This window comes from Mesorhizobium sp. B2-3-4 (genome assembly GCF_006442315.1).
Lineage (GTDB): Bacteria > Pseudomonadota > Alphaproteobacteria > Rhizobiales > Rhizobiaceae > Mesorhizobium.
The window spans coordinates 347,738-368,711 of the sequence record NZ_VFVY01000002.1 but is presented as its reverse complement, the minus strand read 5'-3'; the positions used below and the strand labels follow the sequence as shown (position 1 = coordinate 368,711).

Here is a 20,974-nt window from a genome sequence, read left to right as displayed (position 1 = left end):
CGGGGGCCAGCCCCCGCCGGAGACCTTCCGACAGGTATTGAAATGATCCGCTACGCCCTCAAGCGTCTGTGGCTGGGCGCCATCATCATCAGCTTCGCGCTGATGATGATGTTCGCCATGGTTTACCTCATCCCCGGCGACCCGGCCTCCGTGGCGCTCGGACCGCGCGCGACACCGGAGATGAAGGAAGCGTTGCGTGAGCGCATGGGCCTCGATCAGCCGGTCTGGCGGCAATTCACGAACTTCTACGGCTCCGCCCTGCGCGGCGACCTCGGTACCGAGGTCCTGTCCAACCGGCCGGTGCTGGACGTGGTGATGGAGCAGTTGCCGTTCACGCTGGCGCTCATCGTCGGCGGCATAACCTGGTCGGTGGCGCTGGGCATTCCGCTTGGCTGTATCGCCGCGGTGCGGCGCGGCGGTTTCGTCGACCAGGTGATCGGCGTGCTGTCGGTGGCCATGATCGCGGTGCCCTCCTTCGTCATCGCCATCTATTCGCTCTTGGTGTTCGCGGTTGCGCTGCAATGGCTGCCGGCGATCGGGGCCGGCGAACCGGGCAACATCGCCAGCCAGCTCCAGCACCTGATCCTGCCGTCGCTGGCAGTCGGCCTCGGCTGGATCGGCTACATCTCGCGCATGGTGCGCGCCTCGATGCTGGAGACGCTGGAGGCGAGCCACATCCGCACGGCACGTGCCTTCGGCCTGCCGGAACACCGCATCATCTATACCTACGCGTTGCGCATCGCCGTGTTGCCGACCATCACCTTGCTCGGCGTCGGCATCGGCCACATGCTGTCGTCCTCGGTCTTCGCCGAGATCGTCTTTGCGCGGCCAGGCATCGGCAAGCTGGTCTATGAGGCGATTTCGGTGCGCAACTACCCGATCGTCTCCGGCGCCGTGCTGGTCACCACCGTGTTCTTCGTCCTCGTCAACGTAGCCGCCGACATAGTGGTCGGCCTCCTGGATCCCCGTGTCAGATCAAGTTTCAGCTGAGCTGCCTTTCCGCGGCGGCCGCCTGGGCGGCATAGGGCGCACCGTGCGGCGCATCATGCGCGAGCCGCTCGGCGCCATCGGCCTGACGCTGGTGGCCGTGGTGGTGCTGTCAGCCGTGTTCGCCAGTATCCTGACCGGCTATACGCCGAGCAAGATTTCGCCGGCCGAACGCTTCGCCTCGCCAAGCCTGCTGCATCTGCTCGGCACCGATCATCTCGGCCGCGACCTTTTTACCCGCGTGCTCTATGGCGGACGCGTCGCCCTGCTGATCGCGCTGGGATCGACCGCGGTGTCGCTGCTCGTCGGCGTCGTGCTGGGCCTGATCGCCGGTTACGGCCCGCGCTGGCTCGACAATGTGCTGCTGCTTGTCTTCGACGCCGTGAAGAGCTTCCCGACCGTGATGCTGGCGCTGACCCTGGTCACGCTGTTCGGCCCCTCGCTCTATGCCGTCGTGGTTGTGGTGATGCTGGTCAATGTGCCGGGCTATGCCCGCATCATCCGGACCCAGACGCTGGTGCTGAAATCGGCGGAACATGTCATGGCGGCGCGCTCGATGGGGGCAAGCGCGGGCCGCATCCTGCGCGTCCACATCCTGCCCAACATCATCGGCCCCATCCTGATCCTGGTGTCGATGGACATTCCCGTCGTCGTGGCGATCGAGGCCGGCATGAGCTTCCTCGGCCTTGGCGTGCGGCCGCCAACGCCGAGCTGGGGCGCGATCCTCAATGACGGCTTCGCCAACATCCGCGATTCCTACTGGATCGTGATCGCCGGCGGCCTGCCGATCGTGCTGACGACGCTCGGCTTCACCTTCTTCGGCGAGACCTTGCGCGATCTGTTCGATCCCAGGCTGAAGGGGCGGACATGACTGTTCTCGCGGTCAAGGGCCTCAGCGTGGCCTTCCACACGGAAAGCGGACGGCTGGAAGCGCTGAAGGACGTTAGCTTTTCCGTGCCTTCCAACCGCAGCGTCGGCGTGGTCGGCGAATCCGGCTGCGGGAAATCGACGCTGATCAACGCCATCCTCGGCCTGCTTGCCGACAATGGCGAGATATCGGCCGGCGAGATCGTCTTCGAGGGCGACAAGGACCTTGCGCGTCTCGATCCGACAGCGATGCGCGGCCTGCGCGGGCAGCGCATCGCCACGGTGTTCCAGGACCCGATGGGCGCGCTCAATCCCGTGCTGTCGGTGGGGCGGCAGATGCGCGACATCCAGTACCGCTCGAACCTGTCGAAGCGGGACAAGGATGCGCGCTCGGTCGCCATGCTTCGCAAGGTCCGCATTCCAGATCCGGAAAGCCGGCTGGCGCAGTTTCCGCATGAATTCTCCGGCGGCATGAAGCAGCGCATCGCCATCGCCATGGCGCTGATGATGGAGCCGGCACTGTTGATCGCCGACGAGCCTACCACCGCGCTCGACGCCACGCTCGAGGTGGCCACCATCGAACTGCTCAAGGATCTGCAGCGCGAGATCGGCTGCTCGGTGCTGTTCATCTCGCATCATCTGGGCGTCATCGCGGAACTCTGTGACGAGATGATCGTGATGTATGCCGGCGAGGTGGTGGAGAGCGGCACGACCCGCGAAATCTTCCACAATGCGCGCCATCCCTACACGCAGAAGCTGCTGGCCTGCGATCCGGCGCGGCTGTCACAGCGTGTGCCACGATTGCCGACCATCGCCGGAACCTTGCCGGATCTGCGCCGCAGGCCGAGCGGCTGCGTCTTCCAGCCGCGCTGCGACCGCGCCGATACCCAATGCCTCGATGTGCCTCCCAGTGCCTCCATCGGCGGATCGCATATCGCCCGCTGCTGGCACACGGATGTCGCGCTGGAAGGGATAGGCGCATGAGTTCACAAGACCTGCTTCAGGTCAGCGACCTGCATGTCTCTTTCAGGGTCGGCGGGCTGGCCGCGAGGCTGGCTGGCCGTGCCAGCGAGATCGAAGCCGTCTCCGGCGTCAGCTTCAATCTGCAGCGCGGCACCACCTTCGCGCTGGTCGGCGAATCCGGTTCGGGCAAGACCACGCTGGCGCGCACGCTCAATGGCCTTCAGCCGGTGAAGACGGGCTCGATCCTGTTCGAGGGGCAGGAACTTCAGGGCCTCTCCGACACCGCCATGAAGCCGGTGCGGCGGCGCATGCCGATGATGTTCCAGGATCCGGTCGGCTCGCTGTCGCCTCGGCTCAGCGTGCGCTCGCTGTTGTCGGAGCCGTTCGTCATCCACGGCCTTTCCAACCGCGATCTCAACGCGGAAGTCCTGCGTTTGCTCTCGCTGGTCGGCCTGCCGCGCGATTTCGCCGACCGCTACCCGCATCAATTGTCCGGCGGCCAGGCGCGCCGCGTCGGCGTGGCGCGCGCGATCGCGCTCGATCCGGTGCTGGTGGTCGCCGACGAACCGACGGCAGGCCTCGACGTCTCGGTGCAGGGCGAGGTGCTGAACCTGCTCAACGAGCTGCGCGATCGCATGGGCCTGTCGATGTTGATCATCACCCACAATCTGCATGTCGTGCGCCAGATCGCCGACCGCATGGCGGTGATGTATCTCGGCCGCTTCGTCGAGCAGGGCCAAACCGAGGCGATCTTCCGCGCACCGCATCATCCCTATACGGCAGCCCTTCTTTCGGCCAATCCCGAGCCCGATCCCGACCGGGTGCATCAGCGCATCACGCTGCCGGCTGACGTTCCGTCCCTGCTGGCGCGTCCTTCGGGATGCGAATTCCACACACGCTGCCCGCAAGCGCAGGACCGTTGTACGATCGACGTTCCAATCCCGGCCAAGGTGGGCGACAGCCGCCTGACCTGCCATTTCCCGCTCAACGCATAAGGATCGCCGCCGGCACGAGTTTTGACCGGGGCGCCAGAGGAGCCGCCATGCAAGACATCCGCGTCGTCACCGATTTTCCCCGCAAGGTGCGCGAGATCGAGAATTTGTGGATCCCCATGCCCGACGGCGTGAAGCTCGCAGCCCGCATCTGGCTGCCGGAAGACGCCGACGCCGATCCGGTCCCGGCCATCCTCGAATACCTGCCCTATCGCAAGCGCGACGGAACGGTGGAGCGCGATGCGCTGACCCATCCCTATTTCGCCGGTCACGGCTATGCCGGCGTACGCGTCGACATGCGCGGTTCGGGCGACAGCGAGGGACTGTGCAAGGGCGAATACCTGAAACAGGAGCAGGATGACTGCCTGGCCGTGATCGAATGGCTGGCGGCGCAACCGTGGTGTTCGGGAAGCGTCGGTATGATCGGCATCAGTTGGGGCGGCTTCAACGGACTGCAGGTCGCCGCTCGCCGGCCGCCGGCGCTGAAGGCCGTCATCTCGCTGTGTTCGACCGACGACCGCTACAATGACGATGTGCATTATCTCGGCGGTGCGATGATGTGCGACAATCTGATGTGGGGAACCACCGCCTGGGCGATCGCGATGACGCCGCCCGACCCGCTTCTTGTCGGCGACCGCTGGCGCGACCTCTGGGAACAGCGGTTGAACGGCAACGGCATCTGGATGCAGGACTGGTTCGAACACCAGCGCCGCGACGACTTCTACAAGCACGGCTCGATCTGCGAGGATTATGCCGATGTCGAAATCCCGGTCTATGCGGTGGGCGGCTGGGCCGACGGCTACCCCAACCCGATCTTCCGGATGCTGGAAAAGCTCTCCGGCCCGCGCAAGGGCCTGATCGGCCCCTGGGGCCACAAATACCCCCACTTCGCCATGCCCGGCCCGCGCATGGGCTTCCTGCAGGAATGCCTGCGCTGGTGGGATCAGTATCTCAAGGGCATCGACACCGGCATCGCCGACGAACCGATGCTGCGCGCCTGGATTCAGGATCCGGCGCGGCCGGCGGCGATCTATGACGAGCGCCCGGGCAAATGGGTGGCGGAGCCGTCCTGGCCCGGACCCGGCGTCGGCGAGAAGGTGCTTAATCTTGCCCCGCACCTGCTGAGCGAGGCCAGGGGCGAGGACGCGGTCCTGGAGATTTCCTCGCCGCAGACGGCCGGCCTGTCGTCGGGCGCCTGGTGCGGCTATGGCGTCATGCCGACCTTGCCCGTCGACCAGCGCACCGAGGAAGGCAATGCGCTGATCTTCGAGACCGCGCCGCTGAGCGAACCGGTCGAAATCCTCGGCTTTCCGGAATTCGAGGTGAAGCTGGCCTCCGACAAGCCTGTCGCGCTGCTGTCCGCCACGCTGTCGCAAGTGTTCCCGGAGGGCGCGGCCTCGCGCGTCAGCTACGGCATCCTCAACCTCAGCCATCGCAAGGACGATCTGGACATAGCGCCGATGGTGCCGGGCAGGCCGGAAACGGTGCGCATCAAGCTGCGCTGCTGCGGGCAGCGTTTCGAGGCCGGTGAACGCATCAGGCTGGCGCTGGCGACATCGCATTGGCCGATCGTGTTCCCGACGGCGGAGCAGGCGACGCTGTCGATCCATTGCGGCGACAGCCGGTTGATCCTGCCGGTGCGATCCGCGCAGCCGCTGGACGATACGTTGGGCGCCTTCCTCGGCGCGGAGAGCGCCGAGCCGATGGAGCAGGAGGTTCTGGCCAAGGGCGACGGCTTCCAGCGTTCCGTATCGACGGACCAGGTCACCGGCGAGACCGTCTACCAGGTCGTCAATGACGGCGGCACCGTTCGGCATCCGCATACCGGAATGGTGCTTTCGGCCAGGCATGTCGACCGGTTCACCATCCACCCCGACGATCCGAACTCTGCGGTCGGCACCTGCACCTGGGAGAAATCCTATGGCCGCGGCGACTGGCAGGCACATGTCTCTGTCAAGGCGACGGTGCGCGCGTTGCGCGATGTCTGGCGGATCGAGACCCATGTCATCGCGCATCACGGCGACGAGCTGGTCGTCGATCGCGGCGAGGTCAAGGAGTATCCACGCGACCTCAACTAAGCCAAGCCGGCTGGCGATCACGCCATCATTTTCGGCAGGGCTGTCGCCAGCGCGTCGACAGCCAGCCGGACCTTCAGAGGCAGATGCGGCGTCTGCAGCCAGAGGGCATGGCAGTCGTAGGGATAGCGCGGTTGGTCCGGCAACAGTTCGACCAGCGCGCCAGCCTGAATGCGCTCGCGAACCAGCCAGTGGGGCAGCCACGCCAGCCCCATGCCGTCAGCCGCGGCATCGGCGATGGCGTCGAGATCGTCAAGCCGCAACCGGCCGCTCGGCATAAATTGGAGCACGGGCTGTCCCGCGCGCGCGAACAACCAGGGTTGCACGATCATGCCGAGCCGGCGGTAGACGATTGCTTGATGGCCGGCGAGATCTTCGACCCGCCGTGGTTCGCCATGAATAGCCAGATAGGAAGGCGCGGCACAGACGATCATGTCCTGACGCGCGACGCGGCGCGCGATCACGCCGGCCTTGTCGTCCAGATCACCGGTTCGGATGGCCAGATCGTAGCCGTCCTCGGCGAGGTCGGCAAAGCGATCGCTGAGCGACAGGTCGAGTTCCAGCACCGGATAGCGCCGCGCCAGTCGCAGCAGCACAGGGGTGACGCAGTGGCGGCCGAAATGCGCCGGCATGGTGACGCGCAGTTTTCCCCGTGGTTGCGAGAGCTGGTCGGCGGCAAGCGCATCCGCGGCCTCGGCTTCGGCCAGCACGATCCGGCAGCGTTCATAGTAGGCGCGGCCGAAATCGGTCAGGCTCTGGCGGCGCGTGGTGCGATTGATGAGCCGCACGCCCAGCCGTTCTTCGAGGAATCGGACATGTTTGCCGACCATCGGCCCGGACATCTCGAGCGCGGCTGCCGCGGCCGCGAAGGAACCGAGGTCGACGGCCCTGACGAATACGGCCATGCTTTCGAGCCGATCCATATTCGGAACTCCTGGTTTCCAGTGTTTTAGCCATATCACCATTTATCGCCTGAGACGCGCGCAGCATATCTTATTCGGTTCATATGATTTGGAGTTGCCGAATGACACGTGTCGTCCGCTTTCACCAGCACGGTGGTCCCGAGGTTCTGCGCATCGAGGATATAGATCTTCCGCCTCCAGGCCCGGGCGAGGTGCAAATCCGCGTTAAGGCACTCGGCCTCAACCGCGCCGAGGCGCTGCTGCGGGCAGGCAGCTATATCGAGACGCCTGTCCTTCCCTCCGGGCTCGGGCTCGAAGCGGCAGGCGTCATCGAGACCCTGGGCGAAGGCGTCACCGGGTTGGCGCCTGGCGATGCCGTCAGCGTCATCCCGCCGCAATCCATGGTGCGCTGGCCGGCTTACGGTGAGCTTGTCACCTTCCCCGCCGGACTCATCGTCAAGCATCCACCATCCCTCGACTGGCGGACGGCGGCGGCGATCTGGATGCCGTACCTCACCGCCTATGGCGCATTGATCGAGATCGCCGGGCTGCGCAGGCAGGATTTCATCGTCGTCACCGCGGCTTCGAGCAGCGTCGGCCTCGCGGCAATCCAGATCGCCAACAGCGTCGGCGCAACGGCGATCGCGGTGACGCGGACAGCGGCGAAGAGGCAGGCCCTGCTCGACGCCGGCGCGGCTGAAGTCGTGGTCCTGGCCGAGGAGGACCTGGCCGTTCGGCTGAATGCGATCACGGGAGCGCAAGGCGTGCGCGTCGTTCTCGATGCGATCGGCGGCCCGATCTTCGAACCGCTGACGGCGGCGATGTCGAGGGGCGGCATCCTGATCGAATATGGCGGCCTCAGCCGGGCCCCGACGCCGTTTCCCTTGCCGGCGGTGCTGGGCAAGACGCTGACGCTGCGCGGCTACCTCGTCCACGAGATCACCGGCGACCAGGCAAAGCTGGAGGCCGCCAAGGCATTCATTCTCGAAGGCCTGGAAACCGGGACGCTGAGGCCCATCATCGACCGGAGCTTTGCCTTCGACCAGATCGTCGAAGCGCATCGCTATCTCGAAGCGAACGACCAGTTCGGCAAGATCGTGGTGACGATCTGAGATCGTGGTGACGATCTGAGATCGTGGTGACGATCTGAGATCGTGGTGACGATCTGAGATCGTGGTGATGGTTTGAGTAACAAATCATTCCCGCCGGCAATATCGCCCTTGCAAGCGCCGTCCCGCATTCCTACTTCCCCCGTGCGGGCCGGGCCCCTCTGACTGTCGCTTTTGGCGACCGTGATGTCGGACCGCTTCAACGGGCCCGTTTCCATTCTTTTCGGTCAAGGGCTCTTCTTTCTGGTTAGGAGCCCCGCATGACATCTTCCCTCCTTGGCATGGTTTGCCCCTCCTGCCGCGTCGCGCTCGTGATGAGCGACCGCCAGGGCATCGAGATCGACTACTGCCCGCAGTGCCGCGGCGTCTGGCTTGATCGAGGTGAGCTCGACAAGATCATCGAACGGTCCGCCAGGGATGCGTCGCCCGCGCCGCAGCCACAGCCGGCGGCGTTTTCCCAGCAGCACCATGGCCGGGACCGTGACGACGATTATTCCCGCTCGCATGGCCAGCGCTATCCGAAGCGCAAAAAATCATTCTTCGAAGAGCTGTTCGATTGATGCCCGCAGCCTCGCGGGCGTCCCGCTGAGATATCCGAACCCACATCGATAAAAGGTCTACACAGATGCTTTCCCGCACAAGCCGATTCGTCACCCTGTTTGCCGGCCTGTTCCTTGCCTTCTCCATGGTCGCGATCGATCATGCCGAGGCGCGGCGCGGCGGTAGTTTCGGCAGTCGCGGTACGCGCACCTTCCAGTCGGCGCCGCCGACCCGGACCGCGCCGGCGCCGACCGCGCCGGTCGAGCGATCCATGACCCCCAATACCGGGGTGAACAGTGCGGCCCGGCAGCCGCAGGCCGGCCCGCAGCGGCCCGGCTTCATGAGCGGCTTCGGCGGAACGATGATGCGCGGCCTGCTGATCGGCGGCCTGATCGGGCTGCTCCTGGGGCAGGGTTTCGGCGGACTGGCCGGCATGTTCGGTTTCCTGCTGCAGGCCTTGCTCATCGGCGGCGCGATCATGCTGGCCATCAGGTTCTTCCGGTCGCAGTCGGCGCGTGGCCCCGAGCCCGCGCTCGCCGGAATGGGCAATGCCCGGGGTTCACGGTTCGAGAATCGCGCAACGGCATCGGACGAGACGGGCAGAGCGGGTTCCTTCACGATTCCAGGCTTTGGCGGCGGCGCGGACGGAGGTTCCGCGGCAACCGATTCCAGGGACATCACGCTGGCCCAGAGCGACCTCGACGCATTCCAGCAATTGTTGACCGAGGTTCAGGAAGCATTCGGCCGTGAGGATCACGCGGCCCTGCGCCGGGCAGTGACGCCCGAGATGGTGTCCTATCTGTCCGAGGAACTGGCCGACAACGCCCAGAAGGGCCTTCGCAACGAAGTGTCCGATGTCGCTCTGCTGCAGGCCGACATCGCGGAAAGCTGGCGCGAGGATGACCGCGACTATGCCACGGCTGCACTGCGCTACGAGTCGCGTGACGTGATGCGCGAACGGGCGAGCGGCAAGGTCGTCGAGGGTGACGAGGATCATCCCACCGAGACGACCGAGTTGTGGACCTTCACGCGCCAGAACGGCTCGAACTGGAAGCTCTCGGCCATACAGGAGGCCTGAGCACGGTCTATTGGCGGGCGGTCAAGCGACGATCCTGACGCACATTGGCGTTCCGGTCTCGATGGCGCGCCCGCTGTCGGTCAGCATGCCGCTGCCGGCGTCGCGCACGAAGATCGAGATGCGGTTGCCATTCTGGTTGGCTGAGAAGAGGTGGCCTCCCGATGGCGTCAACGCCAGATTGCGCGGCGTGGCGCCTCCGCAAGGGACATGGCCGACGAGGCTCAACGTACCCGTCTGCTGGCCGACGGCCATGATGACCACGCTGTCATGGCCCCTGTTGGACCCGTAGATGAACCGGCCGTCCGGCGAGATCTGGATATCGGCGCAATGATTGCCGTCGCGCGCTTCGACCGGCACCGCCGGTTTGATGTCGAGGATCGACAGCTTCCCCGTCCCTTCGTCCAGCGCCATCGAGACGATCGTCGAATCGAGTTCGTTCATGACGAAGACGAAGCGGCCGTTGGGATGCAGGGCGAGATGGCGCGGACCCGCGCCGGGCGGCAGAACGGATTCGGCAAGCCTGGTCAGATTGCCATCCTGCTCGATCCGGTAGGACACCAGCCGGTCGATGCCGAGATCGGCAACGATGGCGGTTCCGCCGGTGATGGTCTCGGTGACGCTGTGGGCATGCGAGCGCTCCTGCCGCGCTGCGTTGGGGCCGCTACCCCTGTGCGAAACAGCGTCCAGCGGCGGCGACAGCGCACCGTCCTTGTCAAAGCCATACACCGCCACGGCGCGGTCCGGTCCGCCCTCGCCCATACCGTAATTCGCGACCAGCAATTTCGTACCGTCACGGGTGATCGTGTTGTGCGCCGTGATGCTGCCGAGCGACGGCTGCTTGTTCAGATAGGCGAGCGTGCCCGAGTCCCGATCGAAGCGGTAGGCGCTGACCGTTCCCTCGCGCCAGGCAAACACTTCCGAATTGGCGTAGACGCGCGTGCCGTCCGGCGTCACCGACAGGAAAGTCGGATTGTCGACGTCATCGGTCTCGGCCAACTTCCGCGTCTCCAGCGTCTGCTCGTCGAAGCTGTAAACACCGAGGCCGACGCCGCGCGCGCCCTGAAAATAAGGCGCCTCCCGGTTCAGACTGCCGACGAAGACCAGACAGGCATTGCGCATATTTTCCCTCCCTGTCCGCCGACGCCCGAGCGCCCGCGGGAACAGCCAAAATTTCGCCCGGCGTCGCTTGCAACGCAACCCCATATGTGAAAATAGTATTTATAAAAGAAGATTGGCGGGAGGAGCCGTCGTGCGGCCAGGCACCATGATGCGAGCTCGGGTGATTGCCCGGCCTTTCCCCCGAGACCGGCGGATTGAACCATGAACGATTTCGCGCCGACTGTCGGCGTTGCCTCGACGCATCCCGGCAACATGCCCACCGACCATGCCGCGCTGCCGGTGTGGAACGCCGAGAACTGGTTCTATGAGGACTGGCCGGTCGGCCAGAAAATACGCTCGCTGCGGCGCACGATGGCGGAAGGCGACAGCCACCTTTTCAACGCGCTGGTACTCGACATCCACCCCTATGTGCAGGACCAGATGTTCGCCGAGAGCGAAGGCATTTTCGGCAAGCGGCTGATCGCCGGTGCGTTCGTCTTCTCGGCGGGCCTCGGGCTCGTCGCCACCAATTGCGTCAACGCCTTTTCCTACGGCTATGACAAGCTGCGCTTCATAAAGCCCGTGTTCATCGGCGACACGATCTATTCGATCCGCTCCAACCTCGACAAGACGCCCCGCTACAAGGAGATGGGGCTGATCCGCGCCAGCTACGAGGTGTTCAAGGGCGAAGGCGAGCTCGTACTCTATTGCGAGCATCTGCAGACGGTGAAATACCGCAACCCCGCCGATTTTGTCGGCAAGACGGAGAAATAGAGATGCCGGCAGCAGCCGAATTGCCGCTTGCCGGCCTCGTCGTCATCGACATGAGCCAGTTCCTGTCCGGCCCCTATTGCTCGCTCAGGCTGCTCGATCTCGGCGCCCGCGTGATCAAGATCGAGCGCCCGGATGGCGGCGACCTGTCGCGCCGGCTCTATCTCAGCGATACCGAGATCGGCGGCGATTCCACCATCTTCCATGCCATCAACCGGGCCAAGGAAAGCCTTGCCATCGACTTGAAGAACGAGGCCGATCTCGGGGCGTTGCGCAGCCTACTGGCCAAGGCCGATGTGCTGATCCAGAATTTCCGGCCGGGTGTCATCGACCGCCTCGGTCTCGACTACGAAGCCGTCCGCAAGATCAACCCGCGTCTCGTCTATGCCTCGATCAGCGGCTATGGCGAGGACGGCCCCTGGGTAAAGCGCCCCGGCCAGGACCTGCTGGCGCAGTCGCGTTCGGGCGTCATGTGGCTGAACGGCGACGAGGACCAGGGGCCAGTGCCGTTCGGCCTCGCCATCGGCGACATGCTGGCGGGTGCGGCCTGCGCGCAAGGCATTCTGGCGGCACTGGTGCGGCGCGGCATCACCGGCCATGGCAGCCATATCGAGACCAGCCTTCTGGAGGCACTGGTCGACTTCCAGTTCGAGGTGCTGACCACGCATCTCAATGACGGCCGACGCCTGCCCAGGCGCTCCAGCTTCCGCAGCGCGCATGCCTATCTGTCGGCGCCCTACGGCGTCTACCAGGCCAAGGACGGCTATCTCGCCATCGCCATGACGCCGATACCGAAGCTCGCCGACCTGTTGTCGCTCGATGAATTGGCGCCCTATCGCGACAAGCCAGCATCCTGGTTCACCGCGCGCGACGACATCAAGGCTGTTATCGCGCAACGGATCGCCGGCAAGACAGTCGATGAGTGGCTCGCCATTCTCGAACCGGCCGACATCTGGTGCGCCAAGGTGCTGACCTGGCCCGAGATGCTGGCAAGCGAAGGCTTCCAGTCACTCGACATGCTGCAGACGGTGACACGCGAGGACGATGTCACGATCCTCACCACGCGTTCACCGCTCAGGGTCGATGGCGTCAGGGCCAAGGTCGACCGGGCAGCGCCGCGCATCGGCGAGCACAGTGCCGACATCCGCAAGGAGTTCGGCCTTTGACGACGCTGAAGGGCATGACCTGGAGCCATCCGCGCGGTTACGATCCGATGGTCGCCTGTTCGACGCTGTGGCATGAGCGCACCGGCGTCTCGATCCAATGGGACAAGCGGTCGCTGCAGGATTTCGAATCCTATCCGGTCGAGGAACTGGCGCGGGCCTACGACCTGATCGTCATCGACCATCCGCATGTCGGCCAGATCACGGCGGAAGGCTGTCTCGAACCGCTGGACGTCGCCGGCCGCGAGGCAGAGCGCGCGGCGCTTGCGGCGGGCAGCGTCGGCCAGTCCTATCCGAGCTACAACTGGCAGGGTCGCCAATGGGCGTTTCCGATCGACGCGGCGAGCCAGGTCCAGGCCTGGCGGCCGGAAGCGCTGGATGCACCGGCCCAGACATGGCGCGAGGTGCTCGATCTCGCCCGGCAGGGCCGTGTGTTGCTGCCACTGCGGCCGCCGCATTCGCTGATGGTCTTCTACAGCCTCGCCGCCAATCTGGGGCGCCCTTGCGGCACCGACCCGCTGCACGATCTCATCGATGTCGAGACGGGCATCGAAGTCTTCGAGAGAATGCGTGAGATCGCGGCACTGGTCGATCCGGCCTGTCTGGAAATGGATCCGATCGCGGTTTTCGAACGGATGGCACAGGCAGGCTCGCGGTTCGTCTGCGCGCCGCTTATCTACGGCTACGCGCCCTACGCCGTCGCCGGTTTTCGCGCCCATCGGCTGGCGTTCGCGGACATGCCAATTGTCGGCTCCGGCGGCCCGGCCGGTTCCGCGCTCGGCGGCACTGGAATTGCGGTATCGGCCTTCTCCAAAGCGAAGGACGCCGCGATCGAGTTTGCCCATTGGGTCGCCAGCGGCAACGTCCAGCGCGGCCCTTATGCCGCCGCAGGTGGCCAACCCGGCCACGCCGCCGCGTGGGAGGACAAAGGGATCAATGCCGCCACTGGTGGTTTCTACAAGGATACACGCGCGACGCTGGAGGGTGCCTGGGTGCGGCCGCGCCATGACGGCTACATGACGTTCCAGCAGGCGGCGTCCGACCGCGTCAATTCCGGCCTTGCCTCGGGGCATCAGGCCCGAGGCGTCGTCGCCGATCTCGTCGGCCTGTTCCGCGAGAGCTCTCCGGCTGGGCGTTGACCCGGCTAAGTCAACCGCCATAGGTTGCGGGCATTGCCCGACAGCAGGCCGTCGCGCTCCGAAGCGCTGCAGCCCGAAAGCAACGCATGGGTCGCCGCCACCCAGGTCGAGAGCCCGCCGCCCAGCGTGCAGACCGGCCAGTCACTGCCCCAGACGACGCGGTCCCAGCCGAATGAATGGATCGTGTGTTCGACGTAAGGCCGCAGCGTCTCGACGGCCCAACTGCCGGGGTCGGCATAGGCAACCACGCCTGAAATCTTGGCCATCACGTTCGGGCGCCGGGCAATCTCGCTCATGTGCTCGCGCCAAGGGTGTTCGCCACCGCCCTTGATATCGGGCACCCCGCAATGGTCGAGCACGAACTGGACGTCGGGTGCCAGGTCGGCCAGCGCGATCGCCTTGGGGATCTGGTGCGGCAGCACGACGAGGTCGAAGGTCAGGCCGGTGCCGCCAAGCCGCTTGATGTTGTCACGAAACAGCGCGCCTTCCGACAGTTCATCCGGCACGACATGGAGGACGCGGCGGAAGCCCTTCACGAAGGGGTTCGCCCGCTGACGTTCGAGATAGGCCTGGAAATCCGTTTCTTCTGGACGGCAGGACGCAATCGCGCCGGCGAGCATGCTTCCGGCCTGCCGCGACAGGCTTTCGACGCGGGCGGTCTCAGCCTCGATGTCGGAGGGGTCGACATCGACCTCCATATGCAGCACGCGCCCGACACCGGCACGCTGCGCTTCGACGGCATACTCCTCATAGGAGAAATCGCGGTTGAGCGGCGGCACGCCGGCCAGCCAGGGATAGCGCAGGGCCGAACGATCAATGAGATGCAGATGGGTATCGACGATCATGGCGGGCTCCTCCTCCAAGGCTTTTCGGATCATCTCACGGAGGAATTCTTCATTCAAATAAGAATTTATGTCGACGAGCCCACAGCCGAACCTGCCAGATGCGACAGCTTCTCGCACGTTGCCAGGAGGAGTTCGATCGTCCGGGTGATGTCGGGCGCCGAAGGCGCGTTGACGACGGTTATGTAAGGAATCGACAGCGCGGCGATCGCCTTGCCGTCGGAACTGCGCACCGGTGCCGACAGGTTGAAGACGCCCGCGGTCTGCATCGAGGCCATCATCTCATAGCCGCGGTCGCGGATCTGGTCGAGCCTGGTGAAGAACTCCGCCGGCTGTGCCGTCTTGTCGGTGCTGCGAACATGTTCCGAAATCATCATCCGCCGCTCTTCGGGCGAACGGAAAGCCAGCAGGACATGGCCCGATCCTGTGTCGAACAGGCTGATATGGGAACCGACACGGATCGAGATTCCCCAGTAGTTCGGCGCCTCCTGCTGGCCGATCACAACTGCGGAACCACGATCAAAAACAACGAGTTGGTTGGCCTGCTGTGACGTTTCGGCCAGCTCGCGCATCAGCGGCGTCGCGTAGGAAACCAACCTGCGTACCGGCGCGTGAAGTTGCGCCAGACCGAACAGCTTGAGGGTCAGCGAATAGCGATCGCCGTCGAGCCGCGTGACATAGCCGCGCCGTACCAGCCGGTCGAGCATGCGGTAGAACTCGTTGGGGCTGCGGTCGAGCTTCTTGGCGATTTCAGCCTGTGTCAGGCCGCCGTCGACGCCCGCCAGCAGTTCGAGGATGTCGAGCCCCTTGTCGAGCGCCGGCGCGCGGTAGCGCTCGTCTTCGCTGTCATCCATGGGCCATTTCTCCAGTGAATTCGATTCTTCATATACGCAGGAACGGGCTCGCCGGAAACAAATTTCGCCTTGACGTACGTATGAATGTTTTGTTTGTATATGAATGTAGCACTTCTTGTCACGTGACGAGTTGCGGGCGCCGCCGAGGCGCACCCAGGGAGGATACCAATGAACAGACTGCTTTCCGGCGTGTGTGCCGGCGCATTGGTGCTTGCGTCAGGCGCAGGCACCGCCCTCGCCGGCGACCTGCCCGGCAAGTTCGAAGGCGTGACCGTCGACGTGAAGCTGATCGGCGGCCAGCAATATGAAAAGCTCTACGAGCGCATCCCCGAATGGGAGAAGGCCACCGGGGCCAAGGTCAATATCCTGACCAAGAAGAACGGCTTCGATATCGACAAGGAACTGAAGTCCGACATCGCCTCGGGCAGCACCAACTGGTGCGTCGGCTGGAACCATTCCTCCTTCGCGCCGCAATATACCGGCCTCTACACCGACCTCAGCAAGCTGCTGCCCAAGTCGGAGATCGACGCCTTCGTGCCGTCGACCATCAAGGCCGCGACCATCGACGGCAAGCTGGAAATGCTGCCGCGCGCGCAGTTCGATGTCTCGGCGCTCTACTACCAGAAGAGCCTCTATGACAACGCCGACAACAAGGCCAAGTTCAAGGCGAAATATGGCTACGACCTGGTGCCGCCGGACACCTGGAAGGAGGTGACCGACCAGGCCGAGTTCTTCGCCAATCCGCCGAATTTCTACGGCACGCAGTTTGCCGGCAAGGAAGAGGCGATCAACGGCCGCTTCTACGAAATGGTGGTCGCCGAGGGTGGCGAGTATCTCGACAAGGACGGCAAGCCGGTCTTCAACTCCGAGGCAGGTGTCCGCGCGCTCGACTGGTTCGTCAACCTCTACAAGGCCAAGGCCGTGCCGGCCGGCACCACCAACTATCTCTGGGACGATCTCGGCCAGGGCTTTGCCTCGGGCACGGTCGCCATCAATCTGGACTGGCCGGGCTGGGCCGGCTTCTTCAACGATCCGAAGTCGTCGAAAGTCGCCGGCAATGTCGGCGTCAAGGTCGCGCCGAAGGGGTCGTCGGGCAAGCGTACCGGCTGGTCGGGCTTCCACGGTTTCTCGGTGACCGAGAACTGCCCGAACAAGGAGGCCGCGGCATCGCTTGTCTGGTGGCTGACCAACGAGGACAGCCAGAAGCTCGAGGCCGCCGCCGGCCCGCTGCCGACTCGCACCGCGGTCTGGGACTGGGATCTGCATCAGGCTGCCAGTGATCCTTACAAGAAGGAGGTTCTGTCGGCTTTCCAGGAAGAAGCCAAGCACGCCTTCGCCGTGCCGCAGACGCCTGAATGGATCGAGATTTCGAACGCCGTCTATCCGGAACTGCAGGCCGCGATCCTCGGCGACAAGACCTCCAAGCAAGCGCTCGATGAAGCCGCTGCCAAGGCGACGCAGATCCTGCAGGACGCCGGCAAGCTCTAGGCACTGTTCCCAAGACTGCCTCCCCCATTGTGAATGGGGGAGGCGATCGCGTTTTTGCCGGTGCTGTCCGTTCACCGGGTCGGGCCCCGGCCCCAATTGAATGCCAGACACCAAAGGATCCCGATGAAGGGCTTCAAGCCATCCGCGCCATTCCTGTTGCTGCTTCCAGCCATCATCGTGCTGGCAGCGGTGGTCGTGGTGCCGCTGATCCTGTCTCTCTATTCCAGCTTCACCCCTTTCCGCCTGACCAAGCCCGAGACGTTCTTCGTCTTCATCGGCCTGCGCAACTATGTCTCGATCCTGGCCAACGCCGATTTCTGGTGGGCCTTCGGCCGCACGGTGCTGCTTTTGACCATCGCGCTCAATCTCGAAATGCTGCTTGGCCTCGGCCTCGCCATGCTGGTCGAGAAGGCGACGCGCGGCCAGCGCCTGCTGCGCACACTGATGATGTTTCCCATGATGTTCTCGCCGATTCTCGTCGGCTTCCAGTTCAAGTTCATGTTCAACGACAATATCGGCCTGGTGAACAATGCGCTGCAGTCGCTAGGGCTCACGCAGGACGCCATTCCGTGGCTGATCGAGGGCCACCTCGCCTTCATCGCCATCTCGATCGCCGAAATCTGGTCGTCGACGGCGATCTTCGCCATTCTCATTCTGGCCGGCCTGCTCGCCATGCCCAAGGAGCCGATCGAGGCAGCGCGCGTCGACGGCTGCACGCCTTGGCAGACGTTCCGCTATGTGACCTGGCCCTTCGTCATGCCGTTCGCCTACATCGCCATGACCATCCGCTCGCTTGACGTCGCGCGCGCCTATGACATCGTCAAGATCATGACCGATGGCGGGCCGGCCGGGCGCACCGAGTTGTTATGGACGCTGGTGGCGCGCACCGCCTACAGCGACGGACGCATGGGCATGGCCAACGCCATGGCCTATTTCTCGATCCTGCTGTCGATCGCCTTCACCGTCTATTTCTTCAACAAGCTCGCCGCGGCGCGCACGCAGATCGGCGCGGAGTGGTGATGGACGAGAATTCTTCCGCCCGCCTCAAGCGCCGGCTGCTACGCATAGTCTATTGCATCGGCCTGTTCCTGGCGATGCTGACCATATGCCTGCCGGGTCTCTGGATCGTGCTGTCGTCGCTCAGGCCGACAGTCGAGATCATGGCCAAGCCGCCGATCTGGATTCCGCAGGATATCTCGTTCGACGCCTATGTCGCGATGTTCTCGGGCATCGGCAAGGGCGGCATTCCGGTCATCGAATATTTCCGCAACTCGCTGATCATTTCGGTGACCTCGACGGTGATCGCGGTAGCCATCGGCATGGCCGGCGGCTATGCCTTCGCGCGTTACCGCTTCCGTGGCAAGTCGGGCGTGTTCCTCGGCTTGATGCTGACGCGCACCGTGCCTGGTATCGCGCTGTCGCTGCCTCTGTTCTTCCTCTATGTGCGGCTCGGCATCATCGACACGCATTTCGGGCTGATCCTGGCCTATGTCGCGCTCAACGTGCCGTTCACCATCTGGCTCATCGACGGCTTCTTCCGCCAGGTGCCCAAGGACCTGGCGGAAGCCGCGCAGATCGATGGCTGCACGCGCTGGCAGGCCTTCTGGCAGGTCGAATTCCCGCTCGCCGGTCCCGGTATCGCCTCGGCCGCGATCTTCGCCTTCCTGACCTGCTGGAACGAGTTCGCGCTGGCCTCGCAGCTGACGCGTTCTGTCAGCGCCAAGACGCTGCCGGTCGGCCTGCTCGACTATACGGCCGAGTTCACCATCGACTGGCGCGGCATGTGCGCGCTGGCCGTGGTTATGATCATCCCGGCGCTCACGCTTACCTTTATCGTCCAGAAGCACCTCGTCGGCGGCCTGACCTCCGGCGCGGTGAAAGGCTGATCTCATGGCTACCGTTTCCCTCAAAAAGCTAACCAAGCGCTACGGCAATATCGAGATCGTGCATGGCATCGACCTCGATATCGCCGACCGCGAATTCATTGCGCTGGTCGGGCCTTCCGGCTGCGGCAAGTCGACAACCCTGCGCATGATCGCGGGGCTCGAAGAGATCAGCGCCGGCTCGATCGAGATTGGCGGGCGCGTCGTCAACGACCTGCCGCCGCGCTCGCGCAACATCTCGATGGTGTTCCAGTCCTACGCGCTCTATCCGCACATGACGGTGCGCGAGAATCTGGGATTCTCCCTGAAGATCGCCGGTGCCGCCAAGGAAGAGATGGACCGCCGCGTCGCCGAGGCCTCGGCAATCCTCGGCCTCGACACGCTGCTCGAGCGACGCCCCTCGCAACTATCGGGCGGTCAGCGCCAGCGCGTCGCCATGGGCCGCGCCATCGTGCGCGACCCCGACGTGTTCCTGTTCGACGAGCCGCTCTCCAACCTCGATGCGAAACTGCGCACGCAGATGCGCACCGAGATCAAGAAGCTGCACGCCAAGGTGCAGTCGACGGTGATCTACGTCACCCATGACCAGGTCGAGGCGATGACGCTTGCAGACCGGATCGTCATCATGCGCGACGGCTACATCGAACAGGTCGGCACGCCCGATGAAGTGTTCCGGCGGCCGGCGACCCGCTTCGTCGCCGGCTTCATCGGCTCGCCGCCGATGAACCTCCACGAGGCAACGGTCGACGCCGGCCAGCTGGTTTTCGCCAGCGGCGCAAGATTGCCCCTGCCCGCGCAGTTCAAGGCCAATGTCGCCGCAGGCGACAAGGTCGTGTTCGGCCTGCGGCCTGACGATATCTATCCGACCGGACATGGGCTCAGCTCCGGCGATGCCGCCGATGTGCACCAGATCGAGTTGCCTATCACCGTCACCGAACCGCTCGGCAACGAGACGCTGGTGTTCGTCGAGTTCAATGGCAGTGACTGGGTCTCGCGCATGCTGAACCCGAGGCCGTTGCGATCGGGCGAGCGGGTCGCGATGAGCCTCGACCTGTCGCAGGCGCACCTTTTCGCCGCCGATACCGGCAAGACATTGCGGAGCTGACCGGCATGGCCAGGATCGAAAAAGTCGAATTGCGGATGGTGGACCTTGTGCCCAAGGTCAAGCGCACCGACGCCATCCAGAGTTTCGTCAGCCAGGAAACGCCTGTTGTCACCATCACCGATTCCGACGGCGCGGTCGGCACCGGCTACAGCTACACGATCGGCACGGGTGGTTCTTCGGTGATGCGGCTTCTGTCGGACCATCTGGCGCCGCGGCTGATCGGACGCGACCCCGATATGATCGAGGCGATCTGGCACGATCTCGAATTCGCCACGCACGCGACCACGATCGGCGCCATCACGGCGATTGCCATCGCCGCGATCGACACAGCCCTGTGGGATCTCAGGGCGAAGAAGCAGAACCTGCCGCTTTGGAAGCTCGCGGGCGGCGCCAAGGACCGCTGTCCGCTCTACACGACCGAAGGCGGCTGGCTGCACATCGAGACGCAGGCGCTGGTCGACGATGCGCTGGCCGCCAAGGCCAAGGGATTTCGCGGCTCGAAGGTGAAGATCGGCAGGCCGCACGGGTCGGAGGATCTCGCCCGCCTGTCGGCCGTGCGCAAGGCGGTCGGCGACGGCTACGAGATCATGACCGACGCCAATCAGGGATTCTCAGTCGACGAGGCGATCCGGCGCGCGGCAAGGCTGCGCGAACTCGACCTTGCCTGGATCGAGGAGCCGCTGCCGGCCGACGACATAGACGGGCATATCAGGCTGTCGAACTCGACGCCGACGCCGATCGCCATCGGCGAGTCACTCTACTCCATGCGCCACTTTCGCGAATACATGCAGAAGGGCGCTTGCTCGATCGTGCAGGTCGATGTCGGGCGTATCGGCGGCATCACGCCGTGGCTGAAAATCGCCCACGCCGCCGAGGCCTTCGACATTCCGGTCTGTCCGCATTTCCTGATGGAATTGCATGTCAGCCTGACCTGCGCTGTTCAGAACGGCCGCTATGTCGAGTACATTCCCCAACTCGATGAGTTGACCGGCAAGCGCATGCGCATCGAGGATGGGCATGCGCTGGCGCCCGACGAACCCGGCATCGGCATCGATTGGGACTGGGACGCGGTCAAGGCCATGAGCATCGCCGAATTCACAACGGCAATCACGAGATAG

Annotated in this window: 20 protein-coding genes; 16 read left to right on the top strand and 4 right to left on the bottom strand. The window is 64.4% G+C overall.

Annotated features, from left to right (window positions below; all coding sequences use genetic code 11):
- The first annotated feature begins 42 nt into the window (after positions 1 to 42).
- The 5 genes from FJ967_RS05385 to FJ967_RS05365 are packed head-to-tail and all read left to right on the top strand — an operon-like array spanning position 43 to position 5,887.
- Entirely contained in the window at positions 43 to 990 is a 948-nt protein-coding gene (locus tag FJ967_RS05385; RefSeq protein ID WP_140730657.1) for an ABC transporter permease, read from the top strand.
- Positions 968 to 1,858 carry an ABC transporter permease gene (locus tag FJ967_RS05380; protein WP_348643067.1) on the top strand — a complete coding sequence of 297 codons (891 nt, stop codon included), beginning with the start codon at positions 968 to 970 and terminating at the stop codon, positions 1,856 to 1,858. Before FJ967_RS05385 ends, FJ967_RS05380 begins: the two co-directional genes overlap by 23 nt.
- A complete protein-coding gene (locus FJ967_RS05375) occupies positions 1,855 to 2,838 on the top strand; it encodes an ABC transporter ATP-binding protein (protein ID WP_140730656.1) in 984 nt (327 codons plus the stop codon). The genes FJ967_RS05380 and FJ967_RS05375 overlap by 4 nt, the downstream gene beginning before the upstream one ends.
- The gene (locus FJ967_RS05370; RefSeq protein WP_140730655.1) at positions 2,835 to 3,812 is read left to right on the top strand and encodes an ABC transporter ATP-binding protein; all 978 of its coding nucleotides are present in this window, start codon (positions 2,835 to 2,837) and stop codon (positions 3,810 to 3,812) included. Before FJ967_RS05375 ends, FJ967_RS05370 begins: the two co-directional genes overlap by 4 nt.
- A 47-nt stretch (positions 3,813 to 3,859) precedes the next feature.
- Positions 3,860 to 5,887 carry a CocE/NonD family hydrolase gene (locus tag FJ967_RS05365; protein ID WP_140730654.1) on the top strand — a complete coding sequence of 676 codons (2,028 nt, stop codon included), beginning with the start codon at positions 3,860 to 3,862 and terminating at the stop codon, positions 5,885 to 5,887.
- Positions 5,888 to 5,904: 17 nt separating this feature from the next.
- On the opposite strand, the gene FJ967_RS05360 is transcribed toward FJ967_RS05365, so the two are convergent.
- Entirely contained in the window at positions 5,905 to 6,807 is a 903-nt protein-coding gene (locus FJ967_RS05360) for a LysR family transcriptional regulator (protein WP_140730653.1), read from the bottom strand.
- A gap of 101 nt (positions 6,808 to 6,908) precedes the next feature.
- On the opposite strand from FJ967_RS05360, the gene FJ967_RS05355 reads away from it, so the two are divergent.
- From FJ967_RS05355 to FJ967_RS05345, 3 genes are all read left to right on the top strand, one after another.
- On the top strand, positions 6,909 to 7,898 hold the full coding sequence (locus tag FJ967_RS05355; protein WP_140730652.1) for a zinc-dependent alcohol dehydrogenase family protein: 990 nt from the start codon (positions 6,909 to 6,911) through the stop codon (positions 7,896 to 7,898).
- Positions 7,899 to 8,155: 257 nt separating this feature from the next.
- A complete protein-coding gene (locus tag FJ967_RS05350) occupies positions 8,156 to 8,455 on the top strand; it encodes a zf-TFIIB domain-containing protein (RefSeq protein WP_140730651.1) in 300 nt (99 codons plus the stop codon).
- 65 nt (positions 8,456 to 8,520) lie between these two features.
- Positions 8,521 to 9,513: a Tim44 domain-containing protein gene (locus tag FJ967_RS05345; RefSeq protein ID WP_140730650.1), complete on the top strand. Its 993-nt coding sequence runs from the start codon at positions 8,521 to 8,523 to the stop codon at positions 9,511 to 9,513.
- A 21-nt stretch (positions 9,514 to 9,534) separates the two neighbouring features.
- On the opposite strand, the gene FJ967_RS05340 is transcribed toward FJ967_RS05345, so the two are convergent.
- Complete coding sequence (locus tag FJ967_RS05340) at positions 9,535 to 10,632, bottom strand: lactonase family protein (protein ID WP_140730649.1); 1,098 nt, start codon at positions 10,630 to 10,632, stop codon at positions 9,535 to 9,537.
- A gap of 201 nt (positions 10,633 to 10,833) precedes the next feature.
- Here FJ967_RS05340 and FJ967_RS05335 point away from each other — a divergent pair, with 201 nt between their 5' ends.
- The 3 genes from FJ967_RS05335 to FJ967_RS05325 are packed head-to-tail and all read left to right on the top strand — an operon-like array spanning position 10,834 to position 13,684.
- Entirely contained in the window at positions 10,834 to 11,385 is a 552-nt protein-coding gene (locus tag FJ967_RS05335; protein ID WP_140730648.1) for a MaoC family dehydratase, read from the top strand.
- 2 nt (positions 11,386 to 11,387) lie between these two features.
- Positions 11,388 to 12,548, top strand: coding sequence for a CaiB/BaiF CoA-transferase family protein (locus FJ967_RS05330; RefSeq protein WP_140730647.1), 1,161 nt, complete (start codon positions 11,388 to 11,390; stop codon positions 12,546 to 12,548).
- A 14-nt stretch (positions 12,549 to 12,562) separates the two neighbouring features.
- The gene (locus FJ967_RS05325; protein ID WP_140730828.1) at positions 12,563 to 13,684 is read left to right on the top strand and encodes an extracellular solute-binding protein; all 1,122 of its coding nucleotides are present in this window, start codon (positions 12,563 to 12,565) and stop codon (positions 13,682 to 13,684) included.
- Between the two features lie 5 nt (positions 13,685 to 13,689).
- Here the strand turns inward: FJ967_RS05325 and FJ967_RS05320 are convergent, their stop codons facing one another.
- Positions 13,690 to 14,529, bottom strand: a complete 840-nt coding sequence (locus FJ967_RS05320; protein ID WP_140730646.1) for an amidohydrolase — start codon at positions 14,527 to 14,529, stop codon at positions 13,690 to 13,692.
- Positions 14,530 to 14,594: 65 nt separating this feature from the next.
- Positions 14,595 to 15,380: an IclR family transcriptional regulator gene (locus FJ967_RS05315; RefSeq protein ID WP_140730645.1), complete on the bottom strand. Its 786-nt coding sequence runs from the start codon at positions 15,378 to 15,380 to the stop codon at positions 14,595 to 14,597.
- Between the two features lie 168 nt (positions 15,381 to 15,548).
- Between FJ967_RS05315 and FJ967_RS05310 the strand changes: the two genes are divergently transcribed.
- The 5 genes from FJ967_RS05310 (at position 15,549) to FJ967_RS05290 (ending at position 20,974) form a co-directional block, all read left to right on the top strand.
- Complete coding sequence (locus tag FJ967_RS05310) at positions 15,549 to 16,868, top strand: sugar ABC transporter substrate-binding protein (RefSeq protein WP_140730644.1); 1,320 nt, start codon at positions 15,549 to 15,551, stop codon at positions 16,866 to 16,868.
- Between the two features lie 123 nt (positions 16,869 to 16,991).
- Positions 16,992 to 17,888, top strand: coding sequence for a sugar ABC transporter permease (locus tag FJ967_RS05305; protein ID WP_140730643.1), 897 nt, complete (start codon positions 16,992 to 16,994; stop codon positions 17,886 to 17,888).
- Entirely contained in the window at positions 17,888 to 18,754 is an 867-nt protein-coding gene (locus FJ967_RS05300; protein ID WP_140730642.1) for a carbohydrate ABC transporter permease, read from the top strand. Before FJ967_RS05305 ends, FJ967_RS05300 begins: the two co-directional genes overlap by 1 nt.
- 4 nt (positions 18,755 to 18,758) lie before the next feature.
- Positions 18,759 to 19,856, top strand: a complete 1,098-nt coding sequence (gene ugpC, locus FJ967_RS05295; protein ID WP_140730641.1) for a sn-glycerol-3-phosphate ABC transporter ATP-binding protein UgpC — start codon at positions 18,759 to 18,761, stop codon at positions 19,854 to 19,856.
- Between the two features lie 5 nt (positions 19,857 to 19,861).
- Complete coding sequence (locus FJ967_RS05290; protein ID WP_140730640.1) at positions 19,862 to 20,974, top strand: mandelate racemase/muconate lactonizing enzyme family protein; 1,113 nt, start codon at positions 19,862 to 19,864, stop codon at positions 20,972 to 20,974.

Excerpts from the sequence above, each read along its gene's own strand:
- FJ967_RS05385 (WP_140730657.1), top strand. The coding sequence starts at position 43 with ATGATCCGCTACGCCCTCAAGCGTCTGTGGCTGGGCGCCATCATCATC.
- FJ967_RS05375 (WP_140730656.1), top strand. The coding sequence starts at position 1,855 with ATGACTGTTCTCGCGGTCAAGGGCCTCAGCGTGGCCTTCCACACGGAA.
- FJ967_RS05370 (WP_140730655.1), top strand. The coding sequence starts at position 2,835 with ATGAGTTCACAAGACCTGCTTCAGGTCAGCGACCTGCATGTCTCTTTC.
- FJ967_RS05365 (WP_140730654.1), top strand. The coding sequence starts at position 3,860 with ATGCAAGACATCCGCGTCGTCACCGATTTTCCCCGCAAGGTGCGCGAG.
- FJ967_RS05360 (WP_140730653.1), bottom strand. The coding sequence starts at position 6,807 with ATGGATCGGCTCGAAAGCATGGCCGTATTCGTCAGGGCCGTCGACCTC.
- FJ967_RS05355 (WP_140730652.1), top strand. The coding sequence starts at position 6,909 with ATGACACGTGTCGTCCGCTTTCACCAGCACGGTGGTCCCGAGGTTCTG.
- FJ967_RS05350 (WP_140730651.1), top strand. The coding sequence starts at position 8,156 with ATGACATCTTCCCTCCTTGGCATGGTTTGCCCCTCCTGCCGCGTCGCG.
- FJ967_RS05345 (WP_140730650.1), top strand. The coding sequence starts at position 8,521 with ATGCTTTCCCGCACAAGCCGATTCGTCACCCTGTTTGCCGGCCTGTTC.
- FJ967_RS05340 (WP_140730649.1), bottom strand. The coding sequence starts at position 10,632 with ATGCGCAATGCCTGTCTGGTCTTCGTCGGCAGTCTGAACCGGGAGGCG.
- FJ967_RS05335 (WP_140730648.1), top strand. The coding sequence starts at position 10,834 with ATGAACGATTTCGCGCCGACTGTCGGCGTTGCCTCGACGCATCCCGGC.
- FJ967_RS05330 (WP_140730647.1), top strand. The coding sequence starts at position 11,388 with ATGCCGGCAGCAGCCGAATTGCCGCTTGCCGGCCTCGTCGTCATCGAC.
- FJ967_RS05325 (WP_140730828.1), top strand. The coding sequence starts at position 12,563 with ATGACCTGGAGCCATCCGCGCGGTTACGATCCGATGGTCGCCTGTTCG.
- FJ967_RS05320 (WP_140730646.1), bottom strand. The coding sequence starts at position 14,529 with ATGATCGTCGATACCCATCTGCATCTCATTGATCGTTCGGCCCTGCGC.
- FJ967_RS05315 (WP_140730645.1), bottom strand. The coding sequence starts at position 15,380 with ATGGATGACAGCGAAGACGAGCGCTACCGCGCGCCGGCGCTCGACAAG.
- FJ967_RS05310 (WP_140730644.1), top strand. The coding sequence starts at position 15,549 with ATGAACAGACTGCTTTCCGGCGTGTGTGCCGGCGCATTGGTGCTTGCG.
- FJ967_RS05305 (WP_140730643.1), top strand. The coding sequence starts at position 16,992 with ATGAAGGGCTTCAAGCCATCCGCGCCATTCCTGTTGCTGCTTCCAGCC.
- FJ967_RS05300 (WP_140730642.1), top strand. The coding sequence starts at position 17,888 with ATGGACGAGAATTCTTCCGCCCGCCTCAAGCGCCGGCTGCTACGCATA.
- ugpC (WP_140730641.1), top strand. The coding sequence starts at position 18,759 with ATGGCTACCGTTTCCCTCAAAAAGCTAACCAAGCGCTACGGCAATATC.
- FJ967_RS05290 (WP_140730640.1), top strand. The coding sequence starts at position 19,862 with ATGGCCAGGATCGAAAAAGTCGAATTGCGGATGGTGGACCTTGTGCCC.